General features: G+C 67.7%; 17 protein-coding genes. 12 read left to right on the forward strand and 5 right to left on the reverse strand.

Features of this window, described 5'->3' with window-relative positions:
• Window positions 1-59: 59 nt before the first annotated feature.
• The 9 genes from pstC (at window position 60) to rnt (ending at window position 7,063) form a co-directional block, all read left to right on the forward strand.
• Window positions 60-1,028 carry a phosphate ABC transporter permease subunit PstC gene (gene pstC / locus AC5P8J_RS01615; RefSeq protein ID WP_019659079.1) on the forward strand — a complete coding sequence of 323 codons (969 nt, stop codon included), beginning with the start codon at window positions 60-62 and terminating at the stop codon, window positions 1,026-1,028.
• Window positions 1,028-1,891, forward strand: a complete 864-nt coding sequence (gene pstA, locus AC5P8J_RS01620; RefSeq protein ID WP_005415894.1) for a phosphate ABC transporter permease PstA — start codon at window positions 1,028-1,030, stop codon at window positions 1,889-1,891. The genes pstC and pstA overlap by 1 nt, the downstream gene beginning before the upstream one ends.
• 19 nt (window positions 1,892-1,910) lie before the next feature.
• A complete protein-coding gene (pstB, locus tag AC5P8J_RS01625; protein ID WP_005408788.1) occupies window positions 1,911-2,741 on the forward strand; it encodes a phosphate ABC transporter ATP-binding protein PstB in 831 nt (276 codons plus the stop codon).
• Between the two features lie 65 nt (window positions 2,742-2,806).
• On the forward strand, window positions 2,807-3,514 hold the full coding sequence (gene phoU, locus AC5P8J_RS01630; RefSeq protein WP_005408787.1) for a phosphate signaling complex protein PhoU: 708 nt from the start codon (window positions 2,807-2,809) through the stop codon (window positions 3,512-3,514).
• 259 nt (window positions 3,515-3,773) lie between these two features.
• Complete coding sequence (locus AC5P8J_RS01635; protein ID WP_058979473.1) at window positions 3,774-4,130, forward strand: HvfA family oxazolone/thioamide-modified RiPP metallophore; 357 nt, start codon at window positions 3,774-3,776, stop codon at window positions 4,128-4,130.
• Window positions 4,117-4,992: an HvfB family MNIO-type RiPP peptide maturase gene (locus tag AC5P8J_RS01640; protein ID WP_058979472.1), complete on the forward strand. Its 876-nt coding sequence runs from the start codon at window positions 4,117-4,119 to the stop codon at window positions 4,990-4,992. Before AC5P8J_RS01635 ends, AC5P8J_RS01640 begins: the two co-directional genes overlap by 14 nt.
• Entirely contained in the window at window positions 4,985-5,740 is a 756-nt protein-coding gene (locus AC5P8J_RS01645) for an HvfC family RiPP maturation protein (RefSeq protein ID WP_111097779.1), read from the forward strand. The genes AC5P8J_RS01640 and AC5P8J_RS01645 overlap by 8 nt, the downstream gene beginning before the upstream one ends.
• A 31-nt stretch (window positions 5,741-5,771) precedes the next feature.
• The gene (locus tag AC5P8J_RS01650; protein WP_021204120.1) at window positions 5,772-6,293 is read left to right on the forward strand and encodes an HvfX family Cu-binding RiPP maturation protein; all 522 of its coding nucleotides are present in this window, start codon (window positions 5,772-5,774) and stop codon (window positions 6,291-6,293) included.
• A 185-nt stretch (window positions 6,294-6,478) separates the two neighbouring features.
• Entirely contained in the window at window positions 6,479-7,063 is a 585-nt protein-coding gene (gene rnt / locus AC5P8J_RS01655) for a ribonuclease T (protein WP_005408782.1), read from the forward strand.
• Between the two features lie 95 nt (window positions 7,064-7,158).
• Here rnt and AC5P8J_RS01660 read toward each other — a convergent pair whose 3' ends face one another.
• The 3 genes from AC5P8J_RS01660 to AC5P8J_RS01670 all read right to left on the reverse strand — a co-directional run bounded on the left by AC5P8J_RS01660 (window position 7,159) and on the right by AC5P8J_RS01670 (window position 12,507).
• Window positions 7,159-10,185, reverse strand: a complete 3,027-nt coding sequence (locus AC5P8J_RS01660; protein ID WP_021204121.1) for a ligand-binding sensor domain-containing diguanylate cyclase — start codon at window positions 10,183-10,185, stop codon at window positions 7,159-7,161.
• A gap of 177 nt (window positions 10,186-10,362) precedes the next feature.
• Window positions 10,363-11,772 carry an ATP-binding protein gene (locus tag AC5P8J_RS01665; protein WP_021204122.1) on the reverse strand — a complete coding sequence of 470 codons (1,410 nt, stop codon included), beginning with the start codon at window positions 11,770-11,772 and terminating at the stop codon, window positions 10,363-10,365.
• A gap of 6 nt (window positions 11,773-11,778) precedes the next feature.
• Window positions 11,779-12,507 (reverse strand): response regulator, encoded by a 729-nt coding sequence (locus AC5P8J_RS01670; protein ID WP_019659087.1) that lies wholly within the window; start codon window positions 12,505-12,507, stop codon window positions 11,779-11,781.
• 204 nt (window positions 12,508-12,711) lie between these two features.
• On the opposite strand from AC5P8J_RS01670, the gene AC5P8J_RS01675 reads away from it, so the two are divergent.
• From AC5P8J_RS01675 to AC5P8J_RS01685, 3 genes are read left to right on the forward strand one after another with little or no spacing between them, the layout of a single operon-like run.
• Window positions 12,712-13,956, forward strand: coding sequence for an efflux RND transporter periplasmic adaptor subunit (locus tag AC5P8J_RS01675; RefSeq protein WP_478405733.1), 1,245 nt, complete (start codon window positions 12,712-12,714; stop codon window positions 13,954-13,956).
• The gene (locus AC5P8J_RS01680; protein WP_227854348.1) at window positions 13,953-15,911 is read left to right on the forward strand and encodes a MacB family efflux pump subunit; all 1,959 of its coding nucleotides are present in this window, start codon (window positions 13,953-13,955) and stop codon (window positions 15,909-15,911) included. Before AC5P8J_RS01675 ends, AC5P8J_RS01680 begins: the two co-directional genes overlap by 4 nt.
• Window positions 15,908-17,347, forward strand: a complete 1,440-nt coding sequence (locus AC5P8J_RS01685) for an efflux transporter outer membrane subunit (RefSeq protein WP_227854347.1) — start codon at window positions 15,908-15,910, stop codon at window positions 17,345-17,347. Before AC5P8J_RS01680 ends, AC5P8J_RS01685 begins: the two co-directional genes overlap by 4 nt.
• 82 nt (window positions 17,348-17,429) lie before the next feature.
• Here AC5P8J_RS01685 and rlmB read toward each other — a convergent pair whose 3' ends face one another.
• Together rlmB and AC5P8J_RS01695 are read right to left on the reverse strand one after the other, a co-directional pair.
• Window positions 17,430-18,173 (reverse strand): 23S rRNA (guanosine(2251)-2'-O)-methyltransferase RlmB, encoded by a 744-nt coding sequence (gene rlmB, locus AC5P8J_RS01690; RefSeq protein WP_495216585.1) that lies wholly within the window; start codon window positions 18,171-18,173, stop codon window positions 17,430-17,432.
• 93 nt (window positions 18,174-18,266) lie between these two features.
• A complete protein-coding gene (locus AC5P8J_RS01695; protein WP_111097784.1) occupies window positions 18,267-18,761 on the reverse strand; it encodes a GFA family protein in 495 nt (164 codons plus the stop codon).
• Window positions 18,762-18,800 lie beyond the last annotated feature (39 nt).

Genomic DNA, 18,800 nt, shown 5'->3' on the forward strand with positions numbered 1-18,800 from the left:
CGCGGGCACCGCTTGTTCCACGCCGTGCCGCCCCGCCCCTTCCTGGCCCAGCCGTCCCCATGAATGCCATCGCCCAGCCTGTAGCCGCCCCGTCCACGCGTGATGCGCGTGATGCCCGCAACGACACACTGTTCCGATGGGTGCTGGTCGGCACCGTCATCTTCGTCCTGATCGCCCTGGCCTGCGCCGCGCTGTCGATGCTGTGGGGCGGTCGCCACGCCCTGCAGATGCAGGGCCTGAGCTTCTTCTTCTCCGCTGACTGGAATCCGGTCGAAAACAAGTTCGGCGCTCTGGCTCCGATCTACGGCACCCTGGTCACCGCCGTCATCGCGATGGTCATCGCCGTGCCGGTCAGCTTCGGCATCGCCTTCTTCCTCACCGAAGTCGCGCCGCGCTGGCTGCGTGGCCCGGTCGGTACCGCCATCGAACTGCTGGCCGGCATCCCGTCGATCATCTACGGCATGTGGGGCCTGTTCGTGCTGGTGCCGGTGATGACCGAGTACGTCACCCCGTTCCTCAACGAGACCCTGGGCGAATGGCCGGTGATCGGCCCGATGTTCCAGGGCCCGCCGCTGGGCATCGGCATGCTCACCGCCGGTTTCGTGCTGGCCATCATGGTCATTCCGTTCATCTCCTCGGTGATGCGCGAAGTGTTCCTGACCGTGCCGACCCGCCTGAAGGAATCGGCCTATGCGCTGGGCTCCACCAAGTGGGAAGTGAGCTGGGACATCGTCCTGCCCTACACCCGTTCGGCGGTCATCGGCGGCATCTTCCTCGGCCTGGGCCGCGCGCTGGGCGAAACGATGGCGGTGGCCTTCGTGATCGGCAACAGCGTGCGCCTGTCGCCGTCGCTGCTGGAACCGGGCACCACCATCGCTGCGCTGATCGCCAATGATTTCGGCGAAGCCACTGAGACCTACCGTTCGGCCCTGCTGCTGCTCGGCTTCGTCCTCTTCATCGTCACCTTCGTGGTGCTGGCCATCGCCCGCCTGATGCTGATGCGCCTGTCCCGCAAGGAGGGCAACTGATGTCCACCACCGCTGATTCGCTGTACCTGCGCCGACGCATCGGCAACGTCGTTGCGATCACTGCGTCCTGCGCCACCGCCCTGTTCGGCCTGTTTTTCCTGGGCTGGATCCTGTTCACCCTGGCTGCCAAGGGCCTGGCCGGCATCAACTGGGATCTGTTCACCAAGATGACGCCACCGCCGATGCAGGACGGCGGCCTCGCCAACGCCTTCTTCGGCAGTGCCGTGATGTGTGCACTGGCCATCGGCATCGGCACCCCGCTGGGCGTGCTGGCCGGCACCTGGCTGGCCGAGTATGGCAACGCCCGCAAGGCCGGCACCGTGGTCCGCTTCGTCAACGACATCCTGCTGTCGGCGCCGTCCATCGTGCTGGGCCTGTTCGTCTACACGCTGTATGTAATGCAGACCGGCGGCAATTTCTCGGCGTTCGCCGGCGCCCTGTCGCTGGCCTTCATCGTGCTGCCGGTGGTGGTGCGCACCACCGACGAGATGCTGCGCCTGGTGCCCTCGCAGATGCGCGAAGCGGCCCTGTCGCTGGGCATCCCGCAGTGGAAGGTGATCGTGCAGGTGCTGTACCGCAGTGCCTCGGCCGGCATCATCACCGGCATCCTGCTGGCGCTGGCCCGCATCTCCGGCGAGACCGCTCCGCTGCTGTTCACCGCCTTCGGCAACCAGTACTGGAACAACAACATCTTCCAGCCGATGGCTTCGGTACCGGTGGTGATGAACCAGTTCGCCGGCAGCCCGTACGAATCCTGGCAGGTACTGGCCTGGGCCGGTGCCCTGGTGCTGACTGTCTTCGTGCTGCTGGTCAGCCTTGCCGCCCGCGGCATCCTGCTGCGCAACCGTATCTCCCATGACTGACCTTTCCGTGGACAACGCCATGAACGACCTTTCCAACGCCGTGCCGATGCAGCGCATCGCCGTGCCGTCCTCGCACGAGAGCCTGCACACACCGTCGCCGGTGAAGCTGGCTGCGCGTGGACTGGACTTCTACTACGACAAGTTCCACGCCCTGAAGGGCATCAACCTGGAAATTCCGGAAAAGCGCGTGACCGCGCTGATCGGTCCTTCCGGTTGCGGCAAATCGACCCTGCTGCGCATCTTCAACCGCATCTACGCGCTGTACCCGAAGCTGGAAGCGCGCGGTGAAGTGCTGCTGGACGGCGAGAACATCCTGTCGCCGAAGTACCCGATGAACCGCCTGCGCAGCAAGGTCGGCATGGTGTTCCAGAAGCCGGTGCCGTTCCCGATGACCATCTTCGAGAACGTGGCCTATGGCATCCGCCACCACGAGAAGCTGAGCAAGGCCGACATGGCCGACCGCGTCGAGCAGGCACTGCGCCAGGGTGCACTGTGGGACGAAGTGAAGGACAAGCTGGGGCAGAGCGCGCTGGGCCTGTCCGGTGGCCAGCAGCAGCGCCTGTGCATCGCCCGTGCCGTGGCGCTGCGCCCGTCGGTGCTGCTGCTGGACGAGCCGACCTCGGCGCTGGATCCGATCTCGACCAGCCGCATCGAGCAGCTGGTGGAAGAGCTCAAGCACGAGTACACCATCGTCATCGTCACCCACAACATGCAGCAGGCCGCGCGCGTTTCCGACTACACCGCCTTCATGTACCTGGGCGACCTGATCGAGCACGACCGCACCGAAGTGATCTTCTCGCAGCCGTCGCAGCGGCAGACCGAGGACTACATCACCGGTCGCTTCGGCTGATCGACGCTGATCCTTCGCCACATGTCCCAGCCAGGCACGGCCTGGCTCCACCCGGATTGCAGACCATGAACCTTCCCAACGACCACATCGTCAAGAGCTACGACGAAGAGCAGCAGCGCCTGGTGGCCGAAATCGTGCGCATGGGCGAGATGGCCGTCGCCCAGCTCGAAGCGTCGATGGACGTGATCGAGAAGCGCGACGAGAACGCCGCCCATCGCATCATCGCCAACGACGAAGCCATTGATGCGCTGGAGCAGCAGATCAGCCATGACGTGATGCGCCTGGCCCTGCGTGGCCCGATGGCGCGCGACCTGCGCGAGATCCTCGCTGGCCTGCGCATCCCGGCCGACATCGAACGCATCGGCGACTATGCAGCGAACGTGGCCAAGCGTTCGATCGCGCTGGGCAAGGTGCCGCCGCTGCCGCAGATCCAGGGCCTGCGTGCGCTGGGCCGCCTGGCCGCGCAGCAGGTCCGTCGTGCCATTGCCGCCTACCGCGACAATGACGCCGACGCCGCACTGGAACTGCGCGAGGACGACGCCCGCCTGGACGCACAGTACACCGCGCTGTTCCGCGAGCTGCTGACCTACATGATGGAAGACCCGCGCAACATCACCCCGTGCACGCACCTGCTGTTCATGGCCAAGAACCTGGAGCGCGTGGGCGACCACGCCACCAACATCGCCGAGAACGTATGGTTCCTGGTGCACGGGGAGCAGCCGCTGCCGCCGCGCGAGAAGCGCGACGAGACCTCCAGCACCGGCCAGCCCTGACGCTGCACTGCAACACCGGAGTCGACTCCAAGGTGGCCGCTGTCCTGGTGACAGCGGCCTTCTTGTTTCTGGGCGTTCCGGCGATTCATCCACGCATGGCGTGGATCCACCGGGAACCGTGTTCCCCTTCTGTAACAAACCTCACGAAAATTTGAGGTCTTGGCGAGGATTCGTTGAGTAGGATCGCTGCACCATCGTTTCCACCGGCATCCCTGCCGGCCACCCGGGCACCCGCCCACACCACCCAGGAGCACGACCGATGAGCAGTTCCAACAAGACCCTGTCCCTGCTGACTGCTACCGCCCTGGCCGCCGGCCTTGGCATCACCGCCAATGCCTCGGCGCTGAGCATGAGCGACCTGGCCCAGGGCTATCTGGTGGCTGGCCAGGCTGCCAAGGCCAGCACCGATGCCAAGGGCGCCGAAGCCAAGACCTCCGCAGAGGCCGCCAAGCATGCCGAAGGCAAGTGTGGCGCAGATGGCAAGTCCGCCGAAGGCAAGTGCGGCGCCGACAAGGGCAAGGCTGCCGGTGCGGCAGCAGGCGCCAAGGCTCAGGCCGGCGACAAGAAGGCCGCCGAAGGCAAGTGTGGCGAAGGCAAGTGCGGTGGCAAGCACTGAGGTCCGCGCCAGCATCGCCAACCTGCGGTCGCCGCTTCGTGCGGCGGCCGTCGGGTTGGGGCTGCGCCGGGCGCTGTTGCAGGAGCTGCGCGATGCACCGGCTAGCGATTTCGATTTCCTCGAATGCGCGCCGGAGAACTGGATCCATGTCGGCGGCCCCGCCGGTGACGCACTGGCCGAGCTGGCACAGCGCCATCCGCTGAGCTGCCACGGCCTGTCCCTGTCGCTGGGCGGCACTGCGCCACTGGATACGCAGCTGTTGGAGCAGGTTGGCCAGTTCCTGGAAAAACACCGCGTGCCGCTGTACAGCGAACACCTGAGCTACTGCAGCGACGACGGCCACCTGTACGACCTGCTGCCGATCCCCTTCACCGATGAAGCGGTGCGCCATACCGCCGCACGCATCGCCCGCGTGCAGGACGTGCTGGGTCGCCGCATCGCGGTGGAAAACGTGTCCTACTACCTGGCACCGGAACCGGCGATGGACGAACTGGCCTTCACCAACGCCGTGCTTGCCGAAGCCGACTGCGACCTGCTGCTGGACGTCAACAACGTCTACGTCAACGCCTGCAACCACGGTTACGACGCCGACGCGTTCATCGCTGGCCTGCCCGCAGACCGCATCGTCTGCCTGCACGTGGCCGGGCACCTGGACGAGGCACCGGATCTGAAGATCGATACCCACGGCAGCGCGGTGATCGACCCGGTCTGGGAGCTGCTGGCACGCACCTATGCGCGCATCGGCGCTCGCCCCACCCTGCTCGAACGCGATTTCAATTTCCCGCCCTATGCCGAACTGCGCGGCGAACTGCAGACCATCCGCCGCCTGCAGGCCGTACACGCGGAGGCGGCATATGGCTGATACCCCCGCCACGCTGCGTGCGCAGCAGCACGCATTCACCGCCTTTCTGCGAGATCCCCAGGGCGTGCCGCCACCGGGCGGGCTGGAGCCACGGCGCGTCGCGGTCTACCAGCGGCTGCTGTTCAACAACCTGCTCGGCCTGTTGAGCAACGGCTTTCCGGTCTGCGTGCGCCTGCTCGGCGTATCAGCCTGGAGCGGACTGGTGCGCCACTACTTCGCAACCCATCGCTGCCAGACGCCGCTGTTCACCGAACTGGCCGCCGAATTCGTGCAGTGGCTGCAGGCACAGCCGCAGCTGCCACACCCTGCGCTGGCCGAACTGGCCCACTACGAGTGGGTGGAAACCGCGCTGTACCAACTGGACGCCGAACCGCTGCCGGTCGTAGCGGACATCGACCCGCTGCGGGTGCCGCTGCAGCGCTCACCGCTGGCGTGGCCGCTGCTGTACCAATGGCCGGTGCACCGCCTCGGCGCCGAGGACGCACCTACCCAGTTGCCGGCCGAGCCGACCGGCCTGCTGGTGCGTCGCGAGGCCGATGGCGAGGTGCGCTTCGCCGTACTCAGCCCGCTGGCGGTGTACCTGCTGTCCAGCATCGGGGAGCAGCCCGGCCTCGATGGACATGCCTATCTGAAGCAACTGGCCGCCGCGCATGACCTGGCCGAACAGGCGCTGGCCGAACCCGGTGCCGCGCTGCTGCAGCAGTTCCTGCGGGCCGGCGTGATCGGCCCTTTGACCGCACCTGCCTGACACCTCCCTTCCCCGCCCCGGAGATGCACCGATGAAGCTCCCGCCCCTGGCCACCGCGCGTGGCCAGCTGGACCGTCTCGCCCCCTGGTTGGCCCCGCTCGGCCTGCGGCTGCTGCTGGCCTGGGAATACTTCGAATCCGGCCGCGAGAAACTGCAAGGCCAGAACTGGTTCGCCGATCTGCAGGACGCCTTCCCGTTTCCGTTCAACCAGCTCCCCGCTGCCCTGAACTGGCAACTGGCCACCTGGTTTGAACTGCTCGGCGCAGCCTGCCTGCTGTTCGGTTTTGGTACCCGTTTTGCCGCTGCCAGCCTGCTGGTGCTGACCGTGGTGGCCACCTACGCCGTGCACTGGCCGATGCAATGGAACTCGCTGGGCGACCTCGCGATGGGGTATGCGATCAGCGACCAGGGCTACGGCAACTTCAAGCTGCCGGTGCTGTTCATGGCGATGCTGCTGCCGCTGGTCTTCACCGGCGCAGGCAGGCTGAGCGTGGATGCGTTGCTGTGGCCGTGGCATCCGTCGGGTACGACGGCACGTCCCGCGGTCCGGTAGATCCGACCTTGGTCGGCGCATCGCGTGCCAACCAAGGCTGGCACCTACCGGGTTCTGCCACGGTGGCGGGCATGGGCTGCGTGGCCGGGCGCCCAGGGTCGCTCTGCTAGAATTCACGCATGACCGACCCCATTCCCGCACCTACCGCCGCTCCCGATTCCGCAGTATCCCAGGCGCAGCGCGCGATGTCACAACGCTTCCGCGGTTTCCTGCCGGTGGTGGTGGATGTGGAAACCGGCGGCTTCGACAGCCAGCGCAACGCGCTGCTGGAAATAGCCGCAGTGCCGATCGAGATGGACGAGAACGGCCTGCTGTACCCGGGCCAGACCGCCAGCGCCCATGTAGTGCCGGCCGAAGGCCTGGAGATCGACCCGAAGTCGCTGGAAGTGACCGGCATCATCCTCGACCATCCGTTCCGGCTGGCCAAGGAAGAAAAGGCCGCACTGGACCACATCTTCACCCCGGTGCGCGCAGCAATGAAGAAATACGGCTGCCAGCGCGCGATCCTGGTCGGCCACAACGCCCATTTCGACCTTGGCTTCGTCAACGCCGCCGTGGCCCGCACCGGTCACAAGCGCAACCCGTTCCATCCGTTCAGCGTGTTCGACACGGTCACCCTGGCCGGCATCGCCTACGGGCAGACCGTGCTGGCTCGCGCCGCCACGGCCGCCGGGCTGGGCTGGGATGCCAACGAGGCACACAGCGCGGTGTATGACACCGAACAGACCGCGCGGCTGTTCTGCACCATCGCCAACGCCTGGCCGCGGTAAGGCAGCCAACGGCGCAACCGCATCCACGCAGTGCGGACCAACGGTCCGCACCCACCACTCACCGCACGGTAGATCCACGCCACGCCTGGATGGGATCAACCAATACTCGTACGATCGCGGCCATCGCTCTTGGCGCGGTACAGTGCGCGGTCTGCGCGCTGGTACAGCAGCGCCGGGGTGCGGTCGTCGGCATCCAGCTCCACCAGGCCCGCGCTGAAGGTCACGCGCAGGCCTTCCACACCGGCCCAGTCCGGGTGGTCATGGAACAGGCCGCGCAGGCGTGCGCACAGCTGTGCGGCCTCTTCCAGGCGGGTGTCGTTGAGCAGCAGCGCGAACTCTTCACCGCCGGTGCGCGCCGGCAGGTCCGAATCGCGGCAGGCCGCAGCGATCAAGCGCGCCACCTGCACCAGCACGGCATCGCCGATGCTGTGGCTGTGGCGGTCGTTGACGTCCTTGAAGTGGTCGATATCCAGCACCACCAGGCACAGTGGATGACCACTGCGCTGCGAACGGGCGAAGTCGCGGGCAAGGGTTTCGTCGAAGGCGCGGCGATTGGGCAGGCCGGTCAGTGCATCCTCGCGGGCCTGCCGTTCAAATGCCTCAGCCTGGCGTGCCAGGCGCTCGGCCAGTTCGGTCTTTTCCTGGTTCAACGCCTGCAGGTGCACGGTCTTGGCCTGCAGGTCGAAAGTTGCTTCGTCCACCCGACGTGCCAGGCGCAGGTTGCTGGCCTTCAACTGCTGCAGCAGCAAGCGGTACAGCGCCACCAGCCCGGTCAGCAGCACCAGTGCCCCCAGCACCTGCACGCTGCGTCGCTGCCACCAGAACGGCTCCACGGTGAAGCTCCACACCGCCTCCTGCTGGCCCCAGCTGCCACCGGGATGTGCCGCCGCCACGTGCAGGGTGTATTCGCCCGGCGGCAGGCCGACGAACTCCACGCTGCGCTGCGGGCCGCGCTCGACCCAGCCGGCATCAAGCCCATCCAACCGCGTGCGGTAACGGATCCGGTCAGACATCAGGTAGCTCAGGCCGACATAGCTGACCGCCAGGCGGCGGCCACCGGGAATGGCGTTGCGATCCGGTCCTTCCCAATGCACCGGCGCGCCATCCACCTGCACGCTCTCGATCGCGGCGGGCGGCGATGGCCGCTCGCGGAAGCGCTGCAGGCGCTGCGGATCAACCGTGCTCAGGCCACCGGCAGTCACCACCCAGAACGTGCCGTCCTGGCGCAGGATCGCCGAAGGCCCAGAGCTGCCGTTGGCCTGCGCATTGGCCATGCCGTCGATCTCGTTGTAGCGCTCCACCATCACCCGGGGTGCTCGGCCATCGGCCACCGCGTTCAGGGTAGCCATGTCGGTGCGCAGCACGCCTCGGTTGCTGCTGACCCACACGTTGCCAAGACGATCAGGCACCAGCTGGAACACCGCGTCCACCGGCATACCCTGCTCGAGCCCCACCCGCGCCAGCATCCCGTTCCGCCAGCGGTACAGGCCACGGTCGCTGCTGATCCACATCGCGTCGCCCAGCTGGTGGAAGCCGAACACGCTGCGGCCACCGCCCATCGGCGCGAGGTCGATCGACTGCACGTGGTCGCCGCGCAGCACGCGGATTCCCTCGATGGTGCCGATCCACAGGTTGCCCTGATGATCGTGCTCAAGCGCGGTGATCAGGCCGCCGGGCATGCCCGCCATGCTTGATACCTGCACACGGTCGCCGTCGATGCGGACCACGCCCTTCTGCGTGCCGGCCCAGACCACGCCCTGCGGGTCTACGCTGATCGCGCGGATGTTGCCGCCCGGCATGCCATCGGCAGCGGCGTAGTTGTGCCGCAGCCGGCCGTCGGGACCAAGACGGTAGACGCCATCGCCGAACGTGCCGACCCACAGGTCACCGTCCGGTCCCTGCGCCAGGCTGAGCACCGAAGGTGCCTTGCCACCGCGGTTGTGCAGGGGCATCGCACGGAAGCGGCCGTCGGCCGTCTGCAGATCGAGGCCGCTGGCGCTGCCCACCCAGAGCTGGCGGTCGCGGTCCTCGAACACGGTGCGCACATAGTCGCCACTGAGCCCATCGCGCTCGGTGTAACTGCTGAACAGCGTTTCGCGCAGGCGGTACAGCCCGCCGTTGGCGCCCACCCAGATGCTGCCCTCGGCGTCCTCGCGCAGGCTGACCACGCGTCCGCCCGGCAGGTTCAGGCCCGCCGGCAGCCGCTCCAGGCCATGTGCGGAGATGCGCAGCAGGCCCTGGTTCTCGGTGCCCAGCCACAGGTCACCATGGCGATCCTGCAGCATCGAGGTCATGTGCAGCTGCCCCGGCAGACGGTGCATCAGCACCAGCTGGTCATCTTCCACCCGGTACAGGCGCTCGCCGGCGACGATCCACAGCGCACCATCCGGCGCACGGTAGGGCCATGAAAGACCACTGCCGGCCCCCAGTCCCCAGGCTGCGGGCGCGCGTTTGAGCACGCCGTCGTTGTCGCGCAGCACCAGCCCGTCCAGCGTACCGACCCAGACCCGGTCCTGCGCATCGACCACCAGCTTGGTGAAACTCATCGCCATCGGAAGGTCCGCCGCCGGCGCCTGGTAGACGATGCCATTGTCCGGTGTCAGATAGCCGATGCCCTTGCCCTCGTACAGCAGCCACAGCCGGCCCTGGCTGTCCATCTGCATGGACTGTATCAGCACCTGCGGCGTATCGGCCTGGTGCTCCCAGACGCGCCACTGGCCATCGCTGCCACGGTGGCTGACGTTGCCGCGCGAATCACTGATCCACAAGCCACCCTGGCGGTCGACGAACAGCGCACCGATGCCGTTGTCGCGCAGGCCCGGGCGGGTGCTGCGGTCGAACACGGTGAAATCCAGGCCGTTGTAGCGCACCAGGCCTTCCCAGGTCGCGAACCACAGGTGGCCTTCGGGGGTCTGCGCGATGTCACGCAGCGAGTTGTGCGGCAGGCCATTGCGCGAGGTCCATACATCAATGGCATAGTCGCGCAGCGGCGGCGCCCCTTCCTGCGCAGCCACCGGCAGCGCGAGGGCCAGCAGCAGGCACAGCAGGCCCTGTCGCAGCCATCGACCGATATCTGATCCGCGGCGCTCCGCCCAGCGCCGGATGTCCCCCTGTGCGGCCATCAGTGCAGCGGCGGCGGCCAGGCAGGGCTGCCGTGCCTGGCAGCGTGCGGGAACGGCCGGGCAGCGCGGAGCGGCATGCCGGCGGGAACGGGCTGGCTCATCGGGGGGGTACTGGGAAGTTGCGCAGATGATAGGCCAAAGCCGGCCCACCGCGTCACCATCGCCAGCTGCGAAGGCTCAGCCGGCGCGCCCCGGCGGCGTCACCTGGGCGCTGGCCGGCCACTGCACCACCGCCTCCAGCCCGCCTTCGGCACGGTTGCGCAGCCACAGCCGCGCCCCATCCTTCTCGGCCAGGGCGCGGGCGATGGTCAAGCCCAGCCCGGCCCCGCCGGTCTGGCGCGAACGCGAGGTTTCCACCCGCACGAAGGGATCAAACACCGCCTCCAGCTGCTCCTCGGCCAGGCCCGGGCCATCATCGGCCACCACCACGGTGATCGCACCCCCACTGCGCTCGACCCGTACCCGCGCCCGTTGCGCATACATCACCGCATTGTCCACCAGGTTGGAGAACAGGCGGTGCATGGCCAGCGGGCGCAGCATCAGCACCGCCCCGCTGCCGCCTTCGAAGACCACATCGGCGCCGCCTTCGGCGGTGTCCTCGACAATGCTCTCCAGCAGCGAATCCAGGTCCAGTGCTGCACGCTGCTCGGCACTCTCGGCACTGCGGGCCAGCTCCAGGCCCTCGCGCACCAGTGCCTGCATCGCGGCCAGATCGCCAATCAGGCGCTCACGCAGGGCCTCGTCGCTGACATTCTCCAGCCGCAGCCGCAGCCGCGTCAGCGGCGTCTGCAGATCGTGGGTGATCGCTGCCAGCATCTGCGTGCGCTCGGCCAGGTGCCGCTGCAGCCGGTGCTGCATGGCGTTGAAGGCTTCGGCGGCGCGCTGCACTTCGCGCGGCCCGCGCAGCGGCAAGGGATCGCGCTGCAGGTCGTCGCCCAGGTCTTCGGCGGCAGCGGCCAACTCCTGCAGCGGCGCGCTTGCAATGCGCGCGACGATATAGGCCAGCACCGCGATCGCCAACACCAGCAGGGTCAGGAACCACGGGTCAACGGCGAGGATGCCGTTGTGCGCTACCGCCGGCGAATCCAGCGCCAGCTTCAGCAGCGTGCCATCGGTGAGCGTTACGTCCACCGCGCGGCACTTGGGCGGAATGAACGCCGGATCACGCTCGCGCGGGTGCTTGCGATGCCCGGGCGGCGGCGGCGGCAGCAGTTCCTGCAGCTTGGGGATGCAGGAGCGGAATGAAGCAAAGTGCACGTGCGCGCGTGCGACCGGGCCTGGCCGGTCATCCAGCACTTCCATCAGAGCTGTATCGGCCCGCCCCAGGCGCGCGCCGGGTTGCAGGGCGCGGACGCTGGGCCCACCGATCTCGAGCAGGCGCTCGCGCAGTTCCGGATTGCCGTCCAGCAGGTTGACGTAACCCTGCAGGCGGTCGGCGATGCGGTTCAGGTTCTGCCGCTCGAACTCCTGCTGCCGCTTGGAGGTGGCGAGCATGGTCGCGCCGATCGCGGCCACGCTCATGCCCAGCAGCAGGATCACGAACAACCGCCCGACCATCGAGGACAGGAAATGGCGCAGGCGTTTCATCGCGGCCTATTCCAGGTTCACCGAGGAGGCCAGTACATAGCCTTCGTTGCGAACGGTCTTGATCAGCCCATCCGGGCCACCGTCGTCGCCCAGCTTGTTGCGCAGCCGGCTGACCTGCAGATCGATGGCACGGTCCTGTGCCTCGTAATTGCGCCCGCTGCTGAGCGCGACCAGCTGCTCGCGCGACAGCACTTTGTTGGCATGGGCAATGAACACCCGCAGCAGCCGGAACTCGGCGCCGGACAGCACCACCACGCGATTGTCCGGGTCAACCAGATGGCGGTGTTCCAGGTCGAACACCCAGCGCGAGAAGCGCGCACGGCGAATCGCCAATGGCTCCAGGTTGGCCGGCAGCGCCTCGGTCCGGCGCAGCACATTGCGGATGCGCGCCAGCAGCTCGCGCGGCTCGAACGGCTTGGCCAGGTAGTCATCGGCGCCCATCTCCAGGCCCAGCACGCGGTCAATCGGCTCGGCACGAGCCGTCAGCATGATCACCGGCGTGTTCGAGCGCGCGCGCAGGTCGCGGCACAGGGTCAAGCCATCCTCACGCGGCAGGTTGAGGTCGAGCACGATCAGGTCCACGTGCTCACGGTCCAGCAGCTGGCGCATGGCGGTGCCATCAGCCGCCGTGCTCACCTGGTAGCCGGCGCGGCCGAGCTGCTCGGCCAGCAGGGTGCGGATGTCATTGTCGTCGTCGACGATCAGCAGTCGATGCATCGTGTTTTCAGTCTCCATGTCGCGATCATCCCGTGTCGGCAGCTGAACCGCATCCGGGGCAATGCGTACCAGTGTATCCACCGATGGTCGGGATACCTGTGGTTACGCCTATTTGCCGACAGTGTTACATAGAGACATACCCCGAGGATTGAGCCGCCTGTCGCCCGGTCTTCACAATGCCCGCCAACGCCGCCCACGCGGCCCCGAGAGTGAAGCCACGACGTGACGTTCCGCCTGCTGCCCGCGACCCGCCGGGGTCGCCTGATACTGGTCGCCCTGCTTGCCCTTGCCGTCGTTGCAGCCGCCTGGTGGCTGCTGCGCAAGCCGGCCGTCCCGGCGGTGGCGACCGCGCCCGTCAGCCGTGGTGACATCGAGCAGACAGTGGAGGCCACCGGTGTGATCGACGCCTACAAGCTGGTCAGCGTCGGCGCCCAGGCCTCGGGCCAGATCAAGTCGCTGAAGGTACAGCTGGGCGACACCGTGAAGGAAGGCGACCTGATCGCCGAGATCGATGCCACCACCCAGCAGAACCAGGTGCTCAACGCGCAGGCCTCGCTGGACCAGGTCACCGCGCAGCGCGCCGTGCAGCAGGCCACCCTGCGCCAGGCCGAACTGGAATTCGCGCGGCAGCAGCAGATGCTGGCTGCCGAAGCCACCTCGCGCCAGGAATATGATGCCGCCGAGGCGCAGTTGAAGACCGCCCGTGCCCAGCTGCAGTCCTACGAGGCGCAGATCAAGGGCCGCGAAACAGAACTGGGCACCGCCCGCGCCAACCTGGCCTACACCCGCATCACCGCGCCGATGGACGGCACCGTGGTGGCGGTGGTGGCGGAGGAAGGCCGCACCGTGAACGCCAACCAGACCGCACCGACCATCGTGATGCTGGCGCGGCTGGACGTGGTCACCGTCAATGCCGAGATCTCCGAGGCCGACGTGATCAAGATCAAGCCCGGCATGCCGGTGTACTTCACCACGCTGGGTGACCCGGACCGCAAGTACCACGCCACGCTGCGCCAGATCAATCCGGCGCCGGCCTCGATCGCCAACGAAAGCTCCTCCAGCTCCAGCAGTTCGTCCAGTTCCAGTTCCAGCAGCGCGGTCTACTACAACGCGCTGTTCGACGTGGAGAATCCGGACGGCACGTTGCGCATCGACATGACCGCGCAGGTCTCGGTACTGCTCAAGCAGGCCAAGGGCGTGCTGATGGTGCCGGCGGTGGCGCTGGGGCCGAAGCGCCGTGGCGACGAGCGCATGGTGCGGGTGCTGGACGACAAGGGCCAGCCGCAGCCGCGCAAGGTCACGGTGGGCATCAACAATGGCGCCTCCGCCGAGATCCTGTCCGGGTTGAAGGAAGGCGAGCGCGTGGTGGTCGGCGAAGCCAGCGCCGCCGGTGCCGGTGCCGGTGGCGGGAACCGAGGCGGCATGCAGATGCGGGTCGGCGGCCCGGGCATGGGGCCGCGCCGATGAGCACGACGGCGCCGCTGCTGCGCCTGCGCGACCTGCGACGCGAGTTCCCGGCCGGTGATGATGTGATCGCCGTGCTGCGCGACGTCAATCTCGACATCCATGCTGGCGAGATGGTGGCCATCGTCGGCCAGTCCGGCTCGGGCAAGTCGACACTGATGAACATCCTCGGCTGCCTCGACCGCCCCACCCGCGGCAGCTACCAGGTGGCCGGCCGCGAGACCGGAAAGATGGCGCCGGACGAACTGGCCGAACTGCGCCGCGAATATTTCGGTTTCATCTTCCAGCGCTATCACCTGCTCGGCGACCTCGACGCACGCGGCAATGTGGAAGTGCCGGCGGTGTACGCCGGCAGCCCGGGCGCAGTGCGCAATGCGCGTGCCGAGCAGCTGCTGCAACGCCTGGGCCTGGGCGACCGCATGCATCACAAGCCCGGCCAGCTGTCAGGTGGCCAGCAGCAGCGCGTGTCGATCGCACGCGCGCTGATGAACGGCGGCGAGGTGATCCTGGCCGACGAACCCACAGGCGCGCTCGATACGAAATCCGGTGAGGAAGTGATGGCGATCCTCGGCGAACTGCATGCCGAAGGCCACACCATCATCATCGTCACCCACGACATGAGCGTGGCCCAGCACGCACAGCGCATCATCGAGATCCGCGATGGCGAGATCATCGCCGACCGCGCCAACCCGAATGCGCCGGCCTACCGTGCGCAGCGCGAAGCCAGTACCGGGGCCGCCCACGGCAACAGCTGGCGGGCGGCCCGAGACCGCTTCTCCGAAGCGTTCCGCATGGCGCTGCTGGCGATGAACGCCCATCGGCTGCGGACCTTCCTGACCATGCTCGGCATCATCATCGGCATCGCCTCGGTAGTGTCGGTGGTGGCGCTGGGCAACGGCTCGCAGCAGCAGATCCTGCAGAACATCAGCGCGCTCGGCACCAACACCATCGACGTCTATCCCGGCCGTGGTTTCGGCGACATGCGCTCGGCCCGGGTGCAGACGCTCAAGGCCAGCGATGCCGATGCACTGGCAAAGCAGAGCTACGTGGACAGCGCCACCCCCAGCGTATCGACCTCGGTCACCGCGCGTTATCGCAACCAGTCGTCGACCGCCCAGGTCAGCGGCGTCGGCGAGCAGTTCTTCCGGGTCAAGGGCGTGACTCTGCTCAGCGGCAGCTTCTTCGATGCCGATGCAGTCAAGGGCCTGGGCCAGATGGCGGTGATCGACGAGAACACCCAGGCCCAGTTCTTCCCCGATGTCGACCCGGTCGGACAGGTGATCCTGCTCGGCAACGTGCCGGCACGCGTGGTCGGCGTGGCCAAGCGCCAGAGTTTCGGCTTCGGTGGCAGTACCAGCCTCAGCGTGTGGGTGCCGTACACCACGGTGATGTCGCGCATGCTCGGCCAGAGCCATGTCTCCAGCATCACCGTACGCGTGGACGACGACACACCGATGGATGCGGCGCAGGAAGCAATCACCCGCCTGCTGACCCTGCGCCATGGCACCGAGGACTTCTTCCTCAGCAACAGCGCGGAGATCCGCCAGACCATCGAGCAGACCACGCGCACGATGACCCTGCTGATCGGTGCCATCGCCGCCATCGCACTGCTGGTCGGTGGCATCGGCGTGATGAACATCATGCTGGTGTCGGTGACCGAGCGCACCCGTGAGATCGGTGTGCGCATGGCGGTGGGTGCACGGCAGAGTGATATCCGCCAGCAGTTCCTGATCGAGGCGGTGCTGGTGTGCCTGCTCGGCGGCGTGCTCGGCATCGGCCTGGCGCTGCTGCTGGGCTCGATGATCGGCCGCTTCGCCAGCGATTTCCAGGTGCTGTTCTCCACCGCCTCGATCGTTGCCGCGTTTGCCTGCTCGACCTTGATCGGCGTGGCGTTCGGCTTCCTGCCCGCACGCAACGCCGCGCAACTCGATCCGGTGGAGGCCCTGGCCCGCGAATGAAGAAGATGATCCGACTGCCCTTCCCCGCTCCCCGGCACCTGCTGCCGGCCGGTGCGGTTGTACTCGCCCTGTCCGGCTGCGCCTCCGTCGGCCGCTATCCGGTGCATGACCCGGCCGTGGCGGCGCAGTATGGGCGTGGCGATGCCACCCTCAATGCACCGGCCGACGGCCCGCGCAGCAGCCTGGATACACCCGGCCGCGACATCCGGCAGGACACCTGGTGGACCGGCTTCGGCGATGAACGCCTCGACCGTCTGGTGGCGCAGGCGCTGGCCGCCAACAGCGATCTGGCCGCCGCCGGCCTGGCCGTGCAGCGTTCACGCCTGCAGGCCGGCCTGGCCAGCAATGCGCTGTGGCCGCAGCCTTCGTCATCGGGCGTCAGCGGCAGTGCCAGCCGCGCCACCGACCAGGCCGATGACTGGCGCCGCAGCTATTCCACCGGCGTCTCGCTGGGCTGGGAAGTGGACCTGTGGGGGCGCCTGCGCACCCAGCGCGACATCGCCCGCTGGGAAGCCGAAGCCAGCGAGGAAGACCGGCAGAACACCGCGCTGCTGGTGATCGGCGACACCATCACCCAGTACTGGAACCTGGCCTATCTCAACCAGTCCATCGCCACCGGCCAGGCCAACCTGGAGCGGTTGGAACTTACCCGCGAACTGGTGCAGGCCCGCTTCGACGCCGGCGCGGTATCGCGCCTGGAAGTGCGCCAGGCGCTGCAGAACCTGCAGTCGCAGCGCTCGGCGCAGAGCGCGCTGGAACAGCAGCGGGTGGAAGTGCGCAATGCACTGACCGTACTGCTGGATGGCACGCCCTGGCCGCAGCAGGACGAACCGCAGGACCTGCTGGGCGCACGCAGCCCGGACATCGTCGAGGGGTTGCCGGCCGACCTGCTGGGCCGCCGTCCCGACCTGCGCGCGGCCGAGCTGCGCCTGCGCAACAGCCTGAAGACGATCAAGGTCACGGCAACCCAGTATTACCCGGCGTTGAGCCTGACCGGCAGCCTCGGTTCCAGCGCCACCTCGCTAGGCAATGTGCTGCGCAATCCGGTGGCCACGCTGGGCGCGGGCCTGTCACTGCCGTTCCTCAACCTGCAGCGCACGCAGCTGGATACCGACATCGCCGGCACCGCCTACCAGATCGCCGCGGCCAACTTCCGCAAGACGCTGTACACCGCGCTCTCGGAAGTGGACAACGCGCTGTCGGCACGCGAGCAGCTGGCGCGGCAGGTGGCGGCCTCGCAGGCGTCGTATGACGAAGCGGTGGAAGTGGAACGCGCGCAGGAAGTGCGTTACCGCGTGGGCGCGACCGACCTGCGCACCTGGCTGGAAGCGCAGCAGACCCGGCGCGATGCCGAGCTGTCACTGGCGCGCGCGCGGCAGGGCCAGCTGAACAACGATGTGACCCTGTTCAAGGCGCTGGGCGGCAGCGCGGGGTAGCGGCTACTGTGGAGCCGAGCCCATGCTCGGCTGCTTCCTTGATCGGGTATGCGATCGCCGAGCGTGGGCTCGGCTCTACAGATCAGACGCGCTGGCGCACGGCCTCGAACAGGCTGACGCCGGCGGCGACGGAGACATTCAGGCTCTCGATCTCACCCGGCATCGGGATCTTGACCAGGCCATCGCAGTTCTCGCGGGTCAGGCGGCGCAGGCCATCGGCCTCGCCCCCCAGCACCAGGGCGATGTTGCCCTTCAGGTCCAGCTGGTACAGCGAAGCGGTGGCTTCGCCGGCCAGGCCATAGATCCACACGCCCTGCCTCTGCAGGTCCTTCAGGCAGCGCGACAGGTTGGTCACCGCCACCACCGGGATCAGATCGGCGGCACCGGCCGAAGTCTTGCGTACGGTCGCGTTCACCGTGGCCGACTTGTCCTTGGGGATGATCACTGCGGTTGCACCGGCCGCAGCGGCCGAGCGCAGGCAGGCGCCAAGGTTGTGCGGGTCCTGCACTTCGTCCAGCACCAGCAGCAGGGCCTTGCCCTCGGCTGCGGTGACCAGGCCTTCCAGCTCGTTCTCGCTGTAAGTGCGGGCGGCGGCATAGCGCGCGGCCACGCCCTGGTGGCGTACCGAACCGCCGACACCGTCCAGCGCCTGGCTGTTCACCTTGCGCACGTCGATGCCCTTGCGGCGGGCGTTTTCCTCGATCTCGGTCAGGCGCGGGTTCTTCGCACCGGCCTCGACCAGCACTTCGCGGACGTTCTCGGCGTCGTTCTCGATGGAGGAGGCGACGGCGTTGACGCCGACAATCCACTGGCTGTTCTTGCTCATGCGGGCGGGGACCGGAAAGGGGGTGGCTATGGTAGAGCATCGGCGGCGGCCGCGCTTCGCGCTCGCCGGGCATGGCCCGGCGCTACCGGCCGTTCATCCCCCGGCTGAACGGCTGCGCGGCGGCCAGTGCGGGGTGTCGTGGTCGGGGTGCTGGTGGGACACGATCTTGGCCAGGAAATCCAGCGCGGCGATGTCTTCCTCGGTACGTCGCGCCGGCAGGCTGGCCAGGCTGTCGACGAAGGGCAGCTTGCGCTCCACTCCGTACTGGATCGTCGGCGGCAGGCGTTCGGGTTCGTCAAACGCACCGGCAGCCACCGCCACGCCATCGGGCGCTTCGTAGGTCAACGGCGTGCCGCAGTCGGCGCAGAACCCGCGCCGCACCACGTTGGAGGACTGGAAATAGCGCGGCTGGCCGCGGGTCCAGCTGAACTGCACGCCCCGCACCGACACCAAGGGCGCGTAGTACGCACCAAAGGCCTTCTGGCACATGCGGCAGTGGCAGATCGAGCTGTGGGTCAGCTCGCCACGGGCCTGGAAGCGGATCGCGCCGCACTGGCAGCCGCCGCTGTATTCGGGTTGGCCCTGCATGGTGCGTTCCTCCAAAGCGTCGTGCCAACCAACGGTTGG

This window comes from Stenotrophomonas sp. YJH_SMC_37 (assembly GCF_059370035.1).

Coding starts and splice junctions, on each gene's coding strand:
- pstC (WP_019659079.1), top strand. CDS start 60: ATGAATGCCATCGCCCAGCCTGTAGCCGCCCCGTCCACGCGTGATGCG.
- pstA (WP_005415894.1), top strand. CDS start 1,028: ATGTCCACCACCGCTGATTCGCTGTACCTGCGCCGACGCATCGGCAAC.
- pstB (WP_005408788.1), top strand. CDS start 1,911: ATGAACGACCTTTCCAACGCCGTGCCGATGCAGCGCATCGCCGTGCCG.
- phoU (WP_005408787.1), top strand. CDS start 2,807: ATGAACCTTCCCAACGACCACATCGTCAAGAGCTACGACGAAGAGCAG.
- AC5P8J_RS01635 (WP_058979473.1), top strand. CDS start 3,774: ATGAGCAGTTCCAACAAGACCCTGTCCCTGCTGACTGCTACCGCCCTG.
- AC5P8J_RS01645 (WP_111097779.1), top strand. CDS start 4,985: ATGGCTGATACCCCCGCCACGCTGCGTGCGCAGCAGCACGCATTCACC.
- AC5P8J_RS01650 (WP_021204120.1), top strand. CDS start 5,772: ATGAAGCTCCCGCCCCTGGCCACCGCGCGTGGCCAGCTGGACCGTCTC.
- rnt (WP_005408782.1), top strand. CDS start 6,479: ATGTCACAACGCTTCCGCGGTTTCCTGCCGGTGGTGGTGGATGTGGAA.
- AC5P8J_RS01660 (WP_021204121.1), bottom strand. CDS start 10,185: ATGGCCGCACAGGGGGACATCCGGCGCTGGGCGGAGCGCCGCGGATCA.
- AC5P8J_RS01665 (WP_021204122.1), bottom strand. CDS start 11,772: ATGAAACGCCTGCGCCATTTCCTGTCCTCGATGGTCGGGCGGTTGTTC.
- AC5P8J_RS01670 (WP_019659087.1), bottom strand. CDS start 12,507: ATGGAGACTGAAAACACGATGCATCGACTGCTGATCGTCGACGACGAC.
- AC5P8J_RS01680 (WP_227854348.1), top strand. CDS start 13,953: ATGAGCACGACGGCGCCGCTGCTGCGCCTGCGCGACCTGCGACGCGAG.
- AC5P8J_RS01685 (WP_227854347.1), top strand. CDS start 15,908: ATGAAGAAGATGATCCGACTGCCCTTCCCCGCTCCCCGGCACCTGCTG.
- rlmB (WP_495216585.1), bottom strand. CDS start 18,173: ATGAGCAAGAACAGCCAGTGGATTGTCGGCGTCAACGCCGTCGCCTCC.
- AC5P8J_RS01695 (WP_111097784.1), bottom strand. CDS start 18,761: ATGCAGGGCCAACCCGAATACAGCGGCGGCTGCCAGTGCGGCGCGATC.